This is a genomic window from Pseudomonas sp. LBUM1656 (genome assembly GCF_059716065.1).
In genome coordinates, this window is sequence record NZ_CP166800.1 from 316,415 (window position 1) to 333,603 (window position 17,189).

The 17,189-nt window shown below is 55.1% G+C and carries 19 protein-coding genes and 1 tRNA gene; 9 read left to right on the top strand and 11 right to left on the bottom strand.

Features of this window, described 5'->3' with window-relative positions:
* Positions 1-30: 30 nt before the first annotated feature.
* The 4 genes from ACA072_RS01440 (at position 31) to ACA072_RS01455 (ending at position 4,350) form a co-directional block, all read left to right on the top strand.
* Positions 31-525 carry a nucleotide-binding domain containing protein gene (locus ACA072_RS01440; protein WP_497622645.1) on the top strand — a complete coding sequence of 165 codons (495 nt, stop codon included), beginning with the start codon at positions 31-33 and terminating at the stop codon, positions 523-525.
* 5 nt (positions 526-530) lie between these two features.
* The gene (gene pdxA / locus ACA072_RS01445) at positions 531-1,532 is read left to right on the top strand and encodes a 4-hydroxythreonine-4-phosphate dehydrogenase PdxA (RefSeq protein ID WP_497624932.1); all 1,002 of its coding nucleotides are present in this window, start codon (positions 531-533) and stop codon (positions 1,530-1,532) included.
* Positions 1,533-1,587: 55 nt separating this feature from the next.
* On the top strand, positions 1,588-2,361 hold the full coding sequence (locus ACA072_RS01450) for a DeoR/GlpR family DNA-binding transcription regulator (RefSeq protein WP_497622647.1): 774 nt from the start codon (positions 1,588-1,590) through the stop codon (positions 2,359-2,361).
* A 375-nt stretch (positions 2,362-2,736) separates the two neighbouring features.
* Positions 2,737-4,350, top strand: a complete 1,614-nt coding sequence (locus ACA072_RS01455; protein ID WP_497622649.1) for a Fic family protein — start codon at positions 2,737-2,739, stop codon at positions 4,348-4,350.
* Between the two features lie 73 nt (positions 4,351-4,423).
* On the opposite strand, the gene ACA072_RS01460 is transcribed toward ACA072_RS01455, so the two are convergent.
* Entirely contained in the window at positions 4,424-4,705 is a 282-nt protein-coding gene (locus tag ACA072_RS01460) for a DUF3077 domain-containing protein (protein WP_497622651.1), read from the bottom strand.
* A gap of 810 nt (positions 4,706-5,515) precedes the next feature.
* Here ACA072_RS01460 and ACA072_RS01465 point away from each other — a divergent pair.
* Positions 5,516-5,863 carry a type II toxin-antitoxin system RelE/ParE family toxin gene (locus ACA072_RS01465; protein ID WP_497622653.1) on the top strand — a complete coding sequence of 116 codons (348 nt, stop codon included), beginning with the start codon at positions 5,516-5,518 and terminating at the stop codon, positions 5,861-5,863.
* Here ACA072_RS01465 and ACA072_RS01470 read toward each other — a convergent pair.
* The gene (locus ACA072_RS01470) at positions 5,860-6,183 is read right to left on the bottom strand and encodes a helix-turn-helix domain-containing protein (protein WP_497622655.1); all 324 of its coding nucleotides are present in this window, start codon (positions 6,181-6,183) and stop codon (positions 5,860-5,862) included. The two genes, ACA072_RS01465 and ACA072_RS01470, sit on opposite strands and share 4 nt — an antisense overlap.
* A gap of 222 nt (positions 6,184-6,405) precedes the next feature.
* On the opposite strand from ACA072_RS01470, the gene ACA072_RS01475 reads away from it, so the two are divergent.
* Genes ACA072_RS01475 through ACA072_RS01485 form a run of 3 tightly spaced genes read left to right on the top strand, consistent with a single transcriptional unit; the run spans position 6,406 to position 8,034 of the window.
* A complete protein-coding gene (locus ACA072_RS01475; protein ID WP_497622656.1) occupies positions 6,406-6,627 on the top strand; it encodes a tautomerase family protein in 222 nt (73 codons plus the stop codon).
* Positions 6,624-7,280: a DsbA family oxidoreductase gene (locus ACA072_RS01480; protein ID WP_497622658.1), complete on the top strand. Its 657-nt coding sequence runs from the start codon at positions 6,624-6,626 to the stop codon at positions 7,278-7,280. The genes ACA072_RS01475 and ACA072_RS01480 overlap by 4 nt, the downstream gene beginning before the upstream one ends.
* A gap of 43 nt (positions 7,281-7,323) precedes the next feature.
* Entirely contained in the window at positions 7,324-8,034 is a 711-nt protein-coding gene (locus tag ACA072_RS01485) for an SDR family NAD(P)-dependent oxidoreductase (RefSeq protein ID WP_438661586.1), read from the top strand.
* A 147-nt stretch (positions 8,035-8,181) separates the two neighbouring features.
* On the opposite strand, the gene ACA072_RS01490 is transcribed toward ACA072_RS01485, so the two are convergent.
* Together ACA072_RS01490 and ACA072_RS01495 are read right to left on the bottom strand one after the other, a co-directional pair.
* Positions 8,182-8,394: a hypothetical protein gene (locus ACA072_RS01490; protein ID WP_497624933.1), complete on the bottom strand. Its 213-nt coding sequence runs from the start codon at positions 8,392-8,394 to the stop codon at positions 8,182-8,184.
* Positions 8,395-8,746: 352 nt separating this feature from the next.
* A complete protein-coding gene (locus ACA072_RS01495) occupies positions 8,747-10,405 on the bottom strand; it encodes a hypothetical protein (protein ID WP_497622660.1) in 1,659 nt (552 codons plus the stop codon).
* A 228-nt stretch (positions 10,406-10,633) separates the two neighbouring features.
* Between ACA072_RS01495 and ACA072_RS01500 the strand changes: the two genes are divergently transcribed.
* Entirely contained in the window at positions 10,634-11,275 is a 642-nt protein-coding gene (locus tag ACA072_RS01500) for a BRCT domain-containing protein (protein ID WP_497622662.1), read from the top strand.
* A 178-nt stretch (positions 11,276-11,453) separates the two neighbouring features.
* Here ACA072_RS01500 and ACA072_RS01505 read toward each other — a convergent pair.
* From ACA072_RS01505 to ACA072_RS01535, 7 genes are all read right to left on the bottom strand, one after another.
* Positions 11,454-11,529 (bottom strand) — tRNA-Thr (locus ACA072_RS01505).
* Between the two features lie 78 nt (positions 11,530-11,607).
* A complete protein-coding gene (locus tag ACA072_RS01510) occupies positions 11,608-12,432 on the bottom strand; it encodes an FkbM family methyltransferase (RefSeq protein WP_497622664.1) in 825 nt (274 codons plus the stop codon).
* Positions 12,433-12,775: 343 nt separating this feature from the next.
* Entirely contained in the window at positions 12,776-14,005 is a 1,230-nt protein-coding gene (locus ACA072_RS01515) for a methyltransferase (protein ID WP_497622666.1), read from the bottom strand.
* Positions 13,986-14,675 (bottom strand): ABC transporter permease, encoded by a 690-nt coding sequence (locus ACA072_RS01520; RefSeq protein WP_497622668.1) that lies wholly within the window; start codon positions 14,673-14,675, stop codon positions 13,986-13,988. The genes ACA072_RS01515 and ACA072_RS01520 overlap by 20 nt, the downstream gene beginning before the upstream one ends.
* On the bottom strand, positions 14,672-15,367 hold the full coding sequence (locus ACA072_RS01525; protein ID WP_497622669.1) for an ABC transporter permease: 696 nt from the start codon (positions 15,365-15,367) through the stop codon (positions 14,672-14,674). The genes ACA072_RS01520 and ACA072_RS01525 overlap by 4 nt, the downstream gene beginning before the upstream one ends.
* Positions 15,368-15,445: 78 nt before the next feature.
* Positions 15,446-16,192, bottom strand: a complete 747-nt coding sequence (locus ACA072_RS01530) for an ABC transporter substrate-binding protein (protein ID WP_497622671.1) — start codon at positions 16,190-16,192, stop codon at positions 15,446-15,448.
* A gap of 13 nt (positions 16,193-16,205) precedes the next feature.
* Complete coding sequence (locus ACA072_RS01535) at positions 16,206-16,979, bottom strand: ABC transporter ATP-binding protein (protein ID WP_007897462.1); 774 nt, start codon at positions 16,977-16,979, stop codon at positions 16,206-16,208.
* Between the last annotated feature and the right edge of the window lie 210 nt (positions 16,980-17,189).

Sequence of the window (17,189 nt, forward strand, 5' to 3'; positions counted from 1 at the left end):
CTTTCCTGCGTCTGCGAGCGACAGTGCGCGTTGCTTAAAGAGCGTGGCGGCGTCAGCGAATTGGTCGTCCCGCCTGAAGTCCTTCGCCAAGGCACAACCCATGGCGATTGGGTGCTCTGGCAATCGCGCATCGGCGAGCAACTGGACGGCTGGAGTGACCTGCTGCTGCGCATCGGGCGCGATGAAGCGTTCGATCCGCAAGAGGGCGCGCAACTCTCGACCATGCTCGCCGTGCTGGTCGAACCACACTTCGCCAAGGTCGGTGGCCTGATCGCCACGGGTGGCGAAACGGCCCGGGCCATCTTGACCACCGTCGGCATCGACAGCCTGCAACTGCTGACCGAAATCGAAGCCGGCGTCGCCTTCGCCCGCCCGACCGTTTCCCGGCAGGGTCACCGCCCCGGCATCGTCACCAAAGCCGGCGCGTTCGGCACCGACAACGCCTTGTATGCGGCATGGCAACACCTGAGCGACAGCGCCGATCGCTCCCCGCCCCAACGCACACGAATCCAAGGACTCGAATGAACACTATGAGCAACTACCTCCCCATCATCGGCATCACCATGGGCGACGCCACGGGTGTCGGCCCGGAAATCATCGTCAAGAGCCTGACTCACGACATCGTCTACCAACAATGTCGGCCCCTGGTGATCGGCGATGCCCGCCGCCTCGAACAGGCCAACGTCATCGTCGGTGGCAGCGCCAAAGTGCGCCGCATCGAGAACGCCGCCCAGGCTTTGTACGAGGCCGGCACCATTGACTGCATCGACCTCGACCTGATCCCCGACGACCTGCCGTTCGGCGAACTGTCGCCGATCGCCGGTGACGCCGCCTATCAATACATCGCCCGTGCGGTGCAACTCGCCGAGGCCAAACAGATCGATGCGATCTGCACCGCGCCGCTGAACAAGGAAGCGCTGCACGCCGGTGGCCACAAATACCCCGGCCACACCGAAATGCTCGCGCACCTGACCAACGTCGACGAAGTCTCCATGATGCTGGTCGCGCCGCAACTGCGGGTGATTCACGTCACGACCCACATCGGCATCATCGACGCGATCCGCAAGATCGAACCGGGCCTGGTCCAGCGCACCATCGAACGCGGCAACGAAACGTTGATAAAGGCCGGCATCGCCAAACCACGCATCGGCGTGTGCGGGATCAATCCCCATGCCGGTGAAAACGGCTTGTTCGGCTACGGCGAAGAGGAAGAAAAAATCATCCCTGCGGTAAAGCTGCTGCAAGAACGCGGCCTCGACGTCACCGGCCCATTGCCCGCCGACACGCTGTTCTTCCGCGCCGGCCGCGGCGACTTCGACCTCGTGGTGGCGATGTATCACGACCAAGGCCACGGCCCGGTCAAAGTGCTGGGGCTTGAAGCCGGTGTGAACGTGACCGTCGGCCTCGACGTGATTCGCACCTCGGTCGACCACGGCACCGCTTTCGATATCGCCGGCAAGGGCATTGCCGATGAACGCAGCCTGCTCGAAGCGCTGCGTCAGGGGGCGGAGCTCGCCACGCGACGGGGATGAGCCGCGCGGGCGCTGTCGTGTAAGATCGACCACCGTCCACACAACGAGACCCGCCATGAAAGCCTCCGAACGCCACCGCGCCATCCTCGATCTCGTACGCATTGGCGATGCCAACGTCGAGCAATTGAGCGCGGCGCTCGGGGTCTCGGAAGCGACGGTGCGACGCGACCTGACCATGCTCGCCAAACAGCGGCACCTGGTGCGGACCTATGGCGGCGCCACTTCGGTGGTCGGCGTTCACGAGCCGGAAGCTTCGCTTGAAGAACGCAAGACGTCGCAGTGGGAGCAGAAAGACGCTATCGCCCAGGCGGCGGCAGCTCATGTTCAGGATGGCGATACCGTATTGCTCGATGGCGGCACCACCTGCGCCGCGCTGGCCCATCATTTGTGTTCGCGACAAGACGTGCATGTGGTGACCAACAATCTGCTCGCCGTGATGACTTTGGCCAATGCGCCGGGGGTGCGGTTGACGTTGATTGGTGGCGATCTGCGCGGTTCGAGCATGAGCACGCTGGGTCCGTTGGCCGAGCTGACGTTGAGTCGGTTGAGTGTGGACAAGGCTTTTCTGGGGGCCGACGGTGTGGTTGCGGAGTTTGGGTTGTGTGAGGCGAGTGCGCAGCAGGCGTATCTCAAGGAGTGCATCATTAAGCGGGCGGCGCAGATTGTTGTCCTTGCCGACACCGACAAGCTGGGGCGCGCTCGGCAGCAGCATTGGACGCCGATTGAGCGGGAGTGGCGGTTGATTACCGGGGCCTCCGCGGATGAAGCAATGCTTGCACCGTTTTATGCGCTGAAGCAGATCACTGTGGAAACCGTGATCGTCGCTTGATTGCATCTCCACTGAAATGACTAACACCAAAAAAATGCCCCGACCGATTCGGGGCTTTTTTTTGGATGAAAAGGTGGCGACGTTTCGGGTTTCAGCGTGTGAGAGGTTCAGTGAAATTGTCCGATTTCGAAACGGTTTTGTGCAAAAAGCCAGATTTATGATCGTTTTTGTGCAAGTAAAATCGTTTTTATGCGTTTGGGGTCAGTTCGACGATGCCCATTTCTATTGGTGTATCTCAATTTGAAGAGCTCTAAATGTTCATTTTTATGCATTAGCACCGAAAAATAATCATTTTTATGCAGCAAAACCTGATTTTGATCGTTAATCTCCATTTATGGCAGTTTGATTTGGCCGTGGTTTTAAAAGGAGTGTGACGTGAGCGAGTTTCCCGTAGACCCCATCGGTGCTGCCTGGCTAGCGACGACATTCGACGTGCGGCCGATGGCACGGCTACCCGTGTTAAGTCAGGTCGGTAGCCGACGGTCAACTCAGGTCGAAGACGGTTTTCGTCTTGAGACCTATACGGAAAACATGCTCCCCGATCCGGACTTTTCATCCCATCTGCAATTTCACCTGCGGCATGAAGTTCCGAACCTTGAGTTCTTGACCAGACTGTTTGCCAAGGTGGGTCCTGCACCGTTACAAGTCTGGTTGAATGACGAGCCCACCGGCCAATATGCCCGCAGGTCAGCGTTCTTATTTGAGTGGCTCACTGGCGAGCAGTTGCAGGCGCCAGAACCAATAGGCGGTAAGTATGTTGACGCCATCAACGCCGATCTGTTGGTGGCGGCTTCACCCGAAGAGGCGGTGAAGGTGCCGCGTTGGCGAGTGAATGACAACCTGCCTGGCTCGAGCTACTTCTGCCCAATCGTCGTCAAGACAGCAGCCGTCAAGTCAGCAGCGGACCTTGATGTGCCTCACCTCTTTGGTCAACTGACCGCAGAGTTTGGCGAAGCGCTTCTGCTGCGCGCCGCCGCATGGATGACGCTCAGGGAAAGCAAAGCCAGTTTCGCCATTGAAGGGGAGGCGGACCGTTCTACGCGTATTCAGCGTTTCGCAGATGTGTTGGCGCGGCGAACCGGTCAGGGCGAACTGCCGCTCACCGATGCTGCACTGGCTGAGATGCAAGAAGAAATCCTTGGAGCAGTGACCACACTGACACGTATGGGGATTCGGCAATCTCCGGTGTTTGTTGGCGAAACTGTCCGTTATCAGGAGATTGTCCATTACGTCGCTCCCCCGGAAGGCGATCTGGAGCGGATGTTGGAAGGCATTCGCGTCTTTCTGAATCGCACTCAAGGGCAGTCCCCGGTCATGCGCAGTGCTGTGGCAGCGTTCGCTTTCGTGTACATCCATCCGCTGGCCGACGGCAACGGCCGGGTCCATCGCTTCCTGATCAACGATATTCTGCGTCGTGACGGGGCCATTCCAGACCCGGTAATTCTTCCGATATCAGCTGTTATCACCGACGACTCTGCCGAGCGGCGACTATATGACAGCGTGCTGGATCAGGTTTCAAAACCGCTCATGCAGGGCATACGAGACCAGGTAGCATTCGCCAATACGCGTACGCAATATCCTGACGGCGTGGTCTCGAATATTGAATTCACAGGCCAGGATCAGGCCCGCCCGGTGTGGCGCTATCCGAACCTGGGGCCACACGTTGTTTTCATGTCCAACGTGATTCGCCGCACCATCACCGAACAGATGCGTGAAGAGTCGCGGTATTTGCGCAGCCACATAAGGGCCAGACAGGCAATCAAGGAGGTCGTTGAGATGCCTGATCAACAGGCTGATCGGCTCTTGCGATCCATAGAGCAGAACGAAGGGAAGCTGAGCAACGTATTGGCAAAGGAGATGCCTGTACTGGCAAGGCCGGAGATTTGGGCCGCCATTGTCGACGCTGTGGCTCAGTCGGTTCGGGGGGAGGAGCCGATAGACAGTAGCGTGAGTGATCGATACCACCCGAATCAGCCAGTGGGTCGATGACCGACTTATGCAAAACGCCCCGATTGATTCGGGGCTTTTTTATGCGCGCAGTTTTTTGATGTACGTGACGGCGTTACTGATTGCGATTGTTCATCGGCGCGTCCAACACCTTCACCACATCATCGATGATCGCCTTACTCATATCCTGCAAATAATGCGATGCCCAGGCGTGGCGATCGGTGTCTCTCACCATGGCTGCGTCTGAGGCGAGGAGCTTGGCGATGTGGAGCAGATCGGAGGCGTGGGAGAGGGCTGCGATGACCGGGACGCCGGCGTTGATGCGGAACAGCGGTTGGTTGGCGTGGTAGGAGAAAGGGGTGAGGCCGATGGTTTTCAGGTCTTGGGGGTTGGTCATTGGGCACCTCCGGTTTTTGGGCGGTGGCGGGTGGTGACCGGTGTGGCAGAGATAGAAGTTTTGAACGGATCAATAGCGTGCATTTGCAATACTCCAAAATCAAAGTAGAGCTGCCGCCTTCGTTCTCAGGCGAATGGGTGGCAGCTGTGCGCAGGCTGAGAAACCGGTATGCACGACCCGGCAGACCCGAAGGTCTCCCACGCACAGCCGCCATTGCACGGAAATGCAGGCACAAAAAAACGCCGGCAATCGTGATTTAGGGCGCTGGTGCGCGCGCATATTACCCGGGTTCTCAGGCCCGGTCGCTGAATTGGCAGCGACGATCTGAAGGTATCTTGAGGGAGAGGGATGCGCAATCGTGGCTAGGTGGTGGCGTGGCTTGAAGGTTTTAGTGATTTTTATGGCTGGGCAATAATTATTGCTCAGCCATAATTTCCATAATTTGAAGAAGGCCTGCTGAGGCCTACTCGACTTGCTGCAGCAGGCATCAGGAATGGACGTTGAATTGGATCAGTTTCAAAAAGATTTGCTGGAATCTGTACGCGAAATGAATGAGAGCGGAGTCCTCCCTATCGCTGGGGCCAGGCTGTCAATGCCGGAGCGTTTTGACTCGGTCATGTCGTTGCCAGCGACACGTCCTCAAAACGTGTCGCAGAAACTGAAAAAATGCGACACGTAGCAAAACGGACTACATCAAAAGGGGGTGAGTCCTACGGAAAAAGAGGCCTGCGATAACTACTAAACAGTATCTCTTCAATCGTCTACTGGACGTTGAGAAGGCATCGACTGTTTCAGGTAGGAATCCATCATTTGAAGAGATTTGCTTTTGTAAGTGAAGCAGCAACTCGTGAGTACAGGGACTTGCCGGGCTGGGTTCAGGATGAGTTCGGGAAAGACCTGATGCGTGTGCAGTACGGCGGGGATCCAGAGCTGGCAATAAAGCAGCTGAGTTCAATCGGGGCGGGGGCGATTGAGTTGATCATCAATGGTAGCCCGGCATATCGATGCATCTACATTGCGAAGTATGCGGACACCATTTTCGTCCTTCATTCGTTCGTGAAAACGACGAATCGAACTGATCGTCACGCAATGACTGTTGCGCAAGATCGGTTAAAGGAGCTCAAAAGAGAGCTTCGAAAAATGGGATGTAATGTCTAGCAGGCGTGAGCTTGTGAAATGACGATTTGAGGTAACGCGCCGACATCGTTGGATGGCAAGGTAAACGTGGTGCGAAAGCCGAGTTTATCCAGCATGTCCATCATTGCATCGATCGTAAATTTCTCGATCTTGCCAGTGGTGAGCTCTGAAACGCGTGATTGGGTGATGTTCAACCTGGCTGCGGCCTCACTCTGTTTGAGGCCCAGTTTTTTGATGCAGTCAGTGATGAAGATCGACAGCTCCATTTTCAGAGCCATTTTGCTGGCGACCTCCTCGTCATGCGTGACATGGAACGGGCTGTCGAAGAATTGAATTGCCATATGCATCCACCTTTTCGGCTGATATCTAAAATTTACGATAATCGGAGGTTAGCGACTCATCATTTTTGATGCAAACCTTTTTTGTTCTTGCGCCAGTATACTCATTACACCAAGTAACTAATGATGTTCCCGCCCCCACCTTTATCCCCTCCAGCTAACTCCATACATTGAGCTCCAACGCCGACCCATTCATTCCGAAGGGAAGGTCACTGGAGAGTCCTCATGCCTTTCGTAAGCGTACGCATCACCCGCGATGGCGTTACCTCTGAGCAGAAAGCTCAGGTGATCGCCGAAATCACTGAAACCCTGGAACGCGTCCTGAAGAAGGATCCGCACCTGACCCACATCGTGATCGAAGAAGTCGACACCGATAACTGGGGCTACGCCGGCATCACCACCACCCAGTACCGAAAGCAGCTGGCTGAGACGGAGGGCAAGTCATGACCGCGTCCGTCTCCATCGATTTCATCTCCGACGTGGTGTGTCCGTGGTGCGCTTTGGGCGCCACAGCGCTGGAGCAAGCGATCGAGAACGTGGCCGGGGAAATCTCGGTCGAGCTGACCTACAAGCCCTTCGAGTTGAGCCCGGACATGCCGGCGGTCGGCGAAAAAGCGGTCGAGCATTTGATGCGCAAGTATGGACGCACTGCTGAAGACGTCGCCGCCGGTAAAGCGATGCAGATCGAACGTGGCGCGGCCCTCGGTTTCAAGTTCGATCTGGAGAAGCGCACTCACTTCTACAACACGTTTGATGCGCATCGGCTGTTGTTGTGGGCCTTGCAGGAAGGGCGGCAGGTCGCACTGAAGAAAATCCTGTTGCGAGCCTATTTCGCCGACGGCGAGAACCCGAGTAATCGCGAGACGCTGGTTCGTCTGGCGGCTGAAGCAGGACTGGATGCAGCGGCTGCTCAAGAGGTGTTGGCGTCCGGCGCGTTTGCCAAAGAAGTGCGTGAACTTGAAGCGTTCTACCGCCAGCACGGCATCAACTCGGTGCCGGCCATGGTGCTTAACGGACGTCACCTGGTGTCCGGTTCGCAGTCGGTCGAGTACTACGAACAGATGTTGAGACAAATGGCCAACGCCCCCGCCGAAGCCTGATTACCTGTTTTTTCAAACCATTATTAATTAGTTGAGGTTCATCATGAGCAATTCGAAAAAAGTCATCGTTATTACCGGCGCATCCCAAGGCCTCGGCGCAGGCATGGTCAAGGCGTTCCGCGATCTGGATTACAAAGTTGTCGCCACTTCGCGTTCGATCAAACCGTCCACCGACCCGGACATCCTCACTGTGGCAGGCGACATCGGCGATCCGGCAGTTGCGCAGCAAGTGATCCGTGAAACCATCGCCCGTTTTGGCCGCATCGATACCCTGGTCAATAACGCCGGGATCTTCGTTGCTAAGCCGTTCACTGCTTACACGGCTGAAGACTATGCCGCCGTTCTGTCGGTAAACCTGAATGGCTTCTTCTACATCACCCAGCTCGCGATCACCGAGATGGAAAAACAAGGCAAAGGCCACGTCGTGAACATCACGACCAGCCTGGTCGATCACGCGATTGATGGTGTGCCTTCGGTGCTGGCTTCGCTGACTAAGGGTGGTTTGAACGCTGCGACCAAGTCCCTGGCGATTGAGTACGCCAAGCGCGGGATTCGGGTGAATGCGGTTTCTCCGGGCATCATCAAGACTCCGATGCATGGTGAGGAAACTCATGAGGCGCTGGGGAATCTGCATCCGGTTGGGCACATGGGTGAGATTAGTGACATTGCGCAGGCTGTTGTTTATCTGGATAGCGCAAATTTTGTTACTGGCGAGATTCTGCATGTGGATGGTGGGCAGAGCGCTGGTCACTAAGAGCGGGTTTTTTAAACGCCAGCAACAACAAAGCCCTCGTATTTCTACGAGGGCTTTTTTTTGGGTGTCGGCACCAGATCTGAAAATAGATCTGAGAATCGTCTGGTCGGCCCCCCACCTCTAGTAGGTGGCGAGTGATTCCATTCGCTACAGACAGGAAAGCTCCACATCTTCTTCGTCGGGGACTTCGTCCGTAACAATCACTCGTGCGTGCGCGCTGTGCTCGTCCTCCATACGCAACCCGAAGTAGCGGGTATCGTTGGCGTCCCAAAATGCCTCTATCTGCGCCATGAGTGCATGTTCAAGCAGCACCTCGGCGCTGTGCTCCAAGATGATCGAGTAACGTCGTTCGGTGTTCATTACAAAGGGGCTCGCAACGGCGGAGTGAAGTGGCAGATTGTGCAGAAGCACTGCTGTCATTATGCCGCCTCGCTGATTTTCGACCGTAACCGCTCATCGTTTCGGTGATGTATGTAGACAGCCGGTGCCAGAATTGGATGCGTCGATTTGCACCTTTGATCAATATAACCATCCTTCAGCGAGGGGGGGGAGGAGGAGCGAACACGAAACGAAGCGAGCAGGGGAAACTCAGGAGCGTGAGACCCATAAACGAAAAAGGCCCACCTTTCGGTGAGCCTTTTCGATAATGGGAAAATAGAAGCGTCCCCTTTTTCACTGATTATTATAATATATGGTTTAAGTTGTTGAGGGGTTACAGTGATAGCGCATTAAGCTCATCTTTGTAAGGCATTTTTGACGAGTAAAGATTATGGAATGCTTTCCCAATAGCCCCTGAAAAAAGAATCAGCTTTGGATTATTTGTCCCACCCATGAGGATGTGACTCATTGCAATTCCTGGGTAAGGATCAATGTAATAAATTTCTTTTACGCCCAATTGATATGCTTTTTTTGAACAAAGTTCGCAAGGACTTGCGGTGGTGAACAGCTTTCCGTTTTCTATGCCCCTGCCACCATATTTTGATATTTGTAAAAAAGCATTTTCTTCGGCGTGTAGTGAACGAGTGTGTACTTGGTTTTTTTCTCCTATCAAGTCGTTGTATTCGCTTTTAAAGCAATACGAAACATTTCTTCCTGTACTCTCAATTTTTAAGTATTTTTCGCTTTGTTGGGTAAATCTAGCGATGTATTTAATATCCGATTTTTCGTATTCGGAGTATGCCTCTTGATCATTCCCACTCACTAGATCAAACCTATTTCTTAAACTACATGGTACCTGTCCAAAGGGAGTGTCATTCCATCCTACGGACTGGACTGAGAAATTTTTATCCGTTACTACCGCCCCTACCTGTCTGGAAATGCAACCCGAATTCAGTTTTGCGGTGTAAGCAATTTGCATGCATCTTTCTAAAGGCGTTGGTGTTATTAACCCTGGACGAACCATAAGGCAAACGAACGTTATGATTTGATTTGCTAGTAAGCTGAAATGTGAAACTGTATTGGTTGAGTTTGGGTTGCTAATATATAAATCGGATCGCTGCAGACAGGCTTGGATATCTTGCTTTATGTAAGTTGATTTGTCGGTTAGCTTTCTATCGCCGTATTCCTCTTCATCCATCGCTTTAATTTGTGTGTCCGTATGCCCCAGCGCTCTGAGTCGGGTTTTACGCTGGTCGTCTTCACACGAAACGGCCATTAAATAAAATGACGAGTATCTATCCTGGAAATATATTGCTTCAAATGGATTGCGAATCGCGTCTATTACGATGAATGTCCGCTCACCTTTGTTTCTGGCTTTACGTATATCTTTAATTATTTTGTTGATTCGTTCGGCTAACGAAAAGAAACTTCCCCCTATTACCTCGTCTGAGGTTGGGTCGCCTGAGTTTCGGACATTGTTACCTATTGTTTGAAATAGAGCGACATATCTAGCGCCGCCAATTTGTTTTTTTAATTCGTTGTTTTGATTAGGTAAGAATTCGGTGTAAAAAATTCTAAGTGAGTTAATATCTTGAAGGTTTAGACTGGTGTGTGTGTCTTTTGTAACTTTTATGCTTTCTATGATGTTTTTCTGTAACACGTCAGTAAGTCCGGAGACGCTTCCTATGAATCTTGCAGTATCTTCAATGCTTTTTTCGCTGAGCAACAATGTTAAAATGGAACTAGCTTGTATCGAAATAAAAGGAGTCCAGGTTTTTTCAAAGCATTTATAGATTATTTTTTGCTTTCTTTGAGTGTTGTCATTTGGTGAGCTTCCTTTATATAAGGAATGCTTTATCTGATTCTGCTTTTTTGAAAGTATGCTTGCTACAGTTGAGCACCCACTTCCTGTCTGACCAGTCAGCCCTATTATTATGAAATCGTCTTTGTCGCCATAAATTTTCGAAATGGTATTTTCAAAGTATGTTGTCATTTTTATCGTCCTTGTGCTGGCGCGGGTAGGCGTTCCCTAGATGCGCTTGTAGGCAATATGCCATTATTTTTTTGACGATATCAAGTGTGGAAAATGGTAGTGGAAAGGGAATGAGTTATTTTCCTAATTAAGATCAGCGGTCAGGCGCATCGGTGCTAGCTTTGAATACAGCATTTACCCGTTCATGCCTCGTCATCGAGTCATTCCCTACCCCAAGGAAAACCTGTAATGGATCTACACAGCGAGTTCGAGAACAGTAAATTCTTCCACCGCGCCCGTATCGATCGACGCGCTGCCGATTCCTTGGTGGGGTTGGCTGCAGGGATTACGGCGGATGGTGTTGTGAACATTACAGAAGCGGCTTTTCTGAAGGAATGGTTAGAAAACAATCTCGCGCATCTGAACGATCCGGTGATCAATCTGCTGTATTCGCGTTTGGCGTTCATGCTTCAGGACAATGCTCTAGACATGGATGAGTCCCTAGAGCTGCTGAACATTCTGCGTGGTTTTTCTGGAGTGGGCATTGAGAGACCGAAGGTCGGCGGCGCTGTTGTCGTTACTCCCACGGACCTTCCCTTCAATTCACCGATCCCTGATTTGGTGTGGGATGGCCGGATGTTTGTATTTACGGGTGTCATGGCCTTTGGGCCGCGAAAGGAATGTCAGGCGCTGGTCGAAGAACGAGGTGGTTTGATTGGCGGGGGTGTGAGTAAGAAGGTGCATTACCTGGTGGTCGGTAGCGTGGGTAATGAGCAGTGGCGCCACAGCACTTATGGAACGAAGATCATGAAGGCAGTGGAATTGCGGGAGGCGGGAGCTTCGATTGCCATTGTGGGTGAGGATCATTGGCAAAGGATGCTGTTTGGTTGAGGTTGCTTCGTTTCCGTGCCTTGGGAAAAGCGGCCTTTGCTTTGGTGGGTAGAGCGTCGTTGGGTTTGACGGCCTCATCGCGAGCAAGCTCGCTCCCACAGGTTCCACTGTGTGGACAAAAAGTGGACGTTTCAGAAACAACAAAGCCCCTGCATTTCTGCAGGGGCTTCGTTTTGTATGGTGCCGGCACCAGGAGTCGAACCCGGGACCTACTGATTACAAGTCAGTTGCTCTACCAACTGAGCTATACCGGCGTGTTAGGGCGACGATTATAGCGATTGGGATGGTTCTGTAAACCCCTGAATTCAGACTATTTTTACGCAGCCTTCAAGTCAGGCCCGAAGCAGGGTTTTCTTGATTTTCTGAAGGGCTTTCCAGGTGCGGCTGTTTTGCATTGCACGCAGCTGCGCTTCGGCCTGTTCGGCGCGTTGCAGGGCGGCGGCGAGCTGGGGTTCGGCGTCGCTGACGGGGTGGCTGAAGTTGTGGCCTTTGCAGAACTGGAACTCGTCCAGGTTGCAGGGCGGGATGTCGAAGGCGGGTTTGAGGTTCAGGTGTTCGTTGGCGAGGTAGTAGGTGTTGATGCCGTCGAACAGGATGGAGTGGTAGCCAGCGTCGGTGACGAGGGTTTCCCAGGCCTGGTCGCGCTCCCAAGGGGTTTCGATGATGATGACCCACGGCCGCCATTGGGTGAAGTCCATGGCGCGCAGCACCGTTTCTTCGTGGCCTTCGACGTCGATTTTCAGAAAGTGAATCTCGCGGCCCTTGGCGTGTTCTTCGCAGATGGAGGTCAGGGTGCGGGATTTGACGGTTTGGCTGCGCACGTCCATGCCGGCGTCTTTGTGCATTTGCGCCATGGCGGGGTCGAGGGTGGAGAGTCCGGTGCCGGCGATGCCGTAGAAGGTCAGGTCGTCGGCGCTTTCGCCGGCCACGCATTGCAGGTTGGTGTCTTTGGGACGTTCCTGGCACAGGGCGTCGTAGTAATTGGGCATCGGTTCGACGTTGATGCCGGTCCAGCCACGGTCATAGAAAGCTTTGGTCACGGAGTCGTGGGTGGGGTGGTTGGCGCCGACGTCGATGTAGAAGCCGTCTTCAACGGTTTTGAGGGCGCGCCACAGGCGTATGTCTTCGAAATTCTGTGCGTAAGAAATGAACGTCACTGTCGCATCCTGTCAGTCGGATTTTCTTGTTCGTGGCCGCGCTGTCGGCGGCCTTGGCTGTTTGTATAACAAGACTGGGGAAGCGGCGCAATTTTCCGCAGATGACGTCCCGGATTAGGCGCTTATGTCCTTTGCATTAAATGCTTATGCACAACGGGCGCACTCAGAAGTGACGCTCATGACTTTTTTGCGGACCCGTTCTCATTTGTACGCAAATGCCTGTTTTTCTCGGTTTTTTATCATGTGTACGAAAATTGAACAGTAGCGTTTCACCCCTGAAACAGGCGCTTATATTGGATCCACGATAATTTCATCAACAGAGTTATCCACAGGCTGTGGCTTTTTAAGGGCGTTCCGCCAGGAGCAGCAAATTGCGCGGCGTGAGCGGGGTTTCGCAGAAGGTACCGAGGCGAACGGTGTAGCCCCGATCGGCAAGGAAAAATGCCCGATCGAGGACCAGCCAAAGCTCCAGCGGGCGTCGGAAAAGGCCGCGCAACAGCTCCAAGTTGCGAACTTCGGCAAGTCGTTGCCATCCGGCGGCTTCGAGTGCGGACCAATCTTGCGGGCCGACTGTGGATAACTCTTTAAACGCAGCCAAATGATGGCAGTAGTCGGCGAAGGATCTGTCCAGCCAGCCACTCGGTAGGGACGGAGTAGGCAGGTAGTCGTCAACACCGCGCAGTTGCCGTTGCAGCAGGTCGAAACCCAGGCGCCGGGCCATGGAGGTGTCACGCTGACGTCGAGCGCGAGCACCGGCGGTGACGGTTTCGCTCATTGGCAGCGAGAGATCGTCGAGTGAGAGTTGTAGGTCGGATCGCAAACCGGCCGAGGAAAGTGGCTGGTACGCAGGAAGACTGATTCGGTTATAGCAGCAGGGTGCGATGGCCAATTGTTTGCAGCCTGCGGCGCTGGCGAGCTGGATCAGTCGAACATGTAAATCACCGCAAGCATGCAGCGCGACAGGCGTGTGATCGGCGTTCAATAAAGAAGCAGCGTCAGGCGCAAGCACATCCTGTTCGACATGCATCGCATGCATGTGATGGCGTTGGCTAAGCGCCTGACCGCTGGCTACCAGCGCCGGGTCATATTCCAGGCACGTCAGTTGTTGCCCGGGTTGCAGTAAACGCCGACCCAAGTGGCCCTTGCCCGAACACCAATCCAGCCAATGTTTCGGCGGCGAGGTAAACGCCAAGCGACTGGCAAATGCCTCAATCTGCTGCCACTTGCGCCCGGGCACGTCGACATTCAATCGATGCCCGGCCGCTTCCAGCGAGTGCGCAGGCAACTCGTCCACCGAACTCAACTCAAGGGATAGCGCCGCCAATGAAGCAAACGGCTCCGGCGCGTCCAGCAAACCAGGTTGGTTATGGCTGTTTTCCGCGTCCTCAAGCGACCGCCCGCGTAGCCAAATCGCCAGTTCCGGGTAGGACGCTTCCCAAGGAAGCTGCAGATGAGTAAACGGACGAGGCTTCCACAACGCCTGATGCTCTATCAGAAAAACATCCAGCGCCGTGAAACGGGCGAGCAAGGCGTCGCCCGTCAACACGTAGGAATCAGCGCCCTTGGCAGGCATCGACGCGCAGCCAGCGCTCCAGCAGCTTGAAGCCGCGAACCAGCACATAAGCCATCAGCAGGTAGAACATGCCCGCGGCGAAGAAGATCTCTACCGGCAGGTAGGTCCGGGCAATGATGGTGCGAGCCATGCCGGTCAGTTCCAGCAGGGTCACGGTGCTGGCCAGGGCGCTGGCCTTGAGCATCAGGATCACTTCGTTGCTGTAGGCCGGCAGGCCGATACGCGCCGCCCGGGGCAGGATGATGTAGAACAGCGCCTTTGGCTTGGACATGCCCAAGGCGCGCGCTGCTTCGATCTCGCCCGGTGGAATGGCCTGAATCGCGCCGCGCAGGATCTCGGCGATGTAGGCCGCGGTGTGCAGGGTCATGGTCGCCGTGGCGCACCAGAACGGATCGCGCAGGTACGGCCACATCGAGCTGTTACGGACCGCATCGAACTGCGCCAGGCCGTAGTAGACCAGGAACAGCTGAACCAGCAACGGCGTGCCACGGAAAAAGAAGATGTAGCCGTAGGGGAATGCCCGCACGTACCAGAGTCGCGACGAGCGAGCGATGCCCAGCGGAATCGCCAGCAACAAACCCGCGATCACGGCGATGGCCACCAGTTCCAGGGTCAGTGTTGCGCCCTGAGCCAGTTTCGGCAGCCACTTGATGATGACTTCCCAATTCATTGCGTGCTCCTCGCGAAGCCGCGAGCGGCGCGTTTTTCCATGAAGTACATGCCGGTCATGGCGAGAATCGTCAGGCCCAGGTACATGAACGCTGCCACCATATAGAAGGTGAACGGCTGTTTGGACACGGTCACGCCGATTTGTGCATGACGCATGATTTCTTCCAGGCCGATGACCGACACCAGCGCGGTGTCCTTCATCAGGATCATGAACAGGTTGCCCAGGCCGGGCAGGGCGATGCGCCACATCTGCGGCATGATCAACCGGGTGAAGATGCGAAACTTCGACAGGCCCAAAGCCACGCCGGCTTCACGGTGACCTTTGGGAATCGCCAGAATCGCACCACGAAACACTTCCGTGGCGTAGGCGCCGAAGCACAGCCCCAGCGCAATTACGCCGGCAGCGAAGGCATTCAGTTCGAGGTCGGGATTGCCGAAGAACTCGCCCAGGGCACGCATCAGGTTGACCGTGCCGAAGTAGATCAACAGCACCCAGAGCAATTCCGGGATGCCGCGCACCAGGGTCGAGTAAGTGCCGCCAAGCCATTGCAGCGGCTTGTACGGGGAAGTCTTGGCCAAGGCGCCGAGCAGACCGAACACCAGCCCCAGGCACAAGGCTGAGAGTGCCAGTTTCACAGTCATCAGCGCGCCAGCGGCGAGCGCCGGGCCGAATCCGTAGAGATCGATAGTCATGGATTTCTTTTCAATGTGCAGCAGGCAATGCCAGGGACTGGCGCCGTCAGCGAACGGCGCCAGTCAGGCAAGTCAGAATCAATAGATGCTGAACGGGAAGTACTTGTCGTTGATCTTCTTGTAAGTACCGTCCTCGACGATTTCTTTCAAGGCAAGGTTCAGCTTCGCGCGCAGGGTGTCGCCTTTACGTACAGCGATACCGATCTTGTCGCTTTCTTCCACCGGGTCACCCTTGAATTCGTAAGGGCGGCCGGCGTCGCTTTTCAGCCACTCGTAGTTGACGTACTTGTCCGCCAGGATGCCGTCCAGACGACCGGAAGTCAGGTCGAGGTAAGCGTTTTCCTGGGTGTCGTAGAGTTTGACTTCAACGCCTTCCATGTTGTCTTCCATCCAGGTGCCGGCGAGGGTCGCACGTTGTGCGCCGATCACTTTGCCCTGCAGGGAAGCCTTGTCGGTTTTGAAGTCGACGTCTTTCTTGGCGATGAATTGCAGTTTGTTGGAGTAGTACGGTTCGGTGAAGTCCACCGCTTGCTTGCGCTCGTCGGTGATCGACATCGAGGAGATCAGGAAGTCGAACTTCTTGGCGTTCAGGGCCGGGATGATGCCGTCCCAGTCGGACGTGACCACGGTGCAGTCGACTTTCATCTTGGCGCACAGGGCGTCGCCGATTTCCTTGTCGAAGCCGACGACATTGCCACTGGCATCTTTGTTGTTGAACGGCGGGTAGGCCGCTTCGATGCCCATCTTCAGGGTTTCGGCCATGGCACCGGCACTGAAGGCCAGGGTGACGGCGGCTGCCAGGAAGACCTTTTTGTAGTTCTGCATGCGGGTAGCTCCGTTAGCGGTTGCTGGACATGAATTGTTTGCAGCGCGCCGAAAGCGGGTTTTCGAACACCTGCTGTGGCGATCCTTGCTCTTCTACCAGGCCCTGGTGAAGGAACACCACTTCGCTGGAAACCTGACGGGCAAAACCCATTTCGTGGGTGACCAGCAGCATGGTGCGGCCTTCTTCGGCCAGTGCGCGGATGACATTAAGTACTTCCTGGACCATTTCCGGGTCAAGGGCGGAGGTGGGTTCGTCGAACAGAATCACCTTGGGCTGCATCGCCAGCGTGCGGGCGATGGCTGCGCGTTGTTGCTGACCGCCGGACAGTTGCGCCGGATAGGCGTGGCGCTTGTCAGCGATGCCGACCTTGGCCAGCAAGGCTTCGGCGACTTCGATGGCTTCGGCTTTGCTTTGACCGAGCACCCGGCGCGGGGCTTCGATGATGTTGTCGAGCACGCTCATGTGCGGCCAGAGATTAAAGTTTTGAAACACAAAACCAATCTCGCTGCGCAGACGATTGATCTGCTTGCCGTCGGCGGCGACCAGTTCGCCGTTCTTGGCGGCTTTGAGCTTGAGTTCTTCGCCGGCCACCAGGATCTGGCCCTGGTGCGGGTTTTCCAGCAGGTTGATGCAACGCAGGAACGTGGACTTGCCGGAGCCGGAAGAACCCAGGATCGAGATCACGTCGCCGTCGCGGGCGGTCAGCGAGATGCCTTTGAGCACCTCAAGCTGTCCGTAGCGTTTGTGCAAGTTGCGGATTTCAAGCGCGGGCGTGGCCTCAGCCATGTGCTTTCCTCATAGTGTTTCGCTCCTGCTGTTGGTTGGCCTTCCTGGCGAGGCGGCCAAGCTAGCATAGCGTCTGAATGGCAGCCAACAGCGCTACGGGCGGTAAACGGGTGGCATGTGGCAGGTTGTCGCATCGGTACAGCAGACTGTCGCGCTGCTATCAACCGAACAGCCGTTTGAACCGGCTGCCCCGTGGGTGTCGCGTAAAAA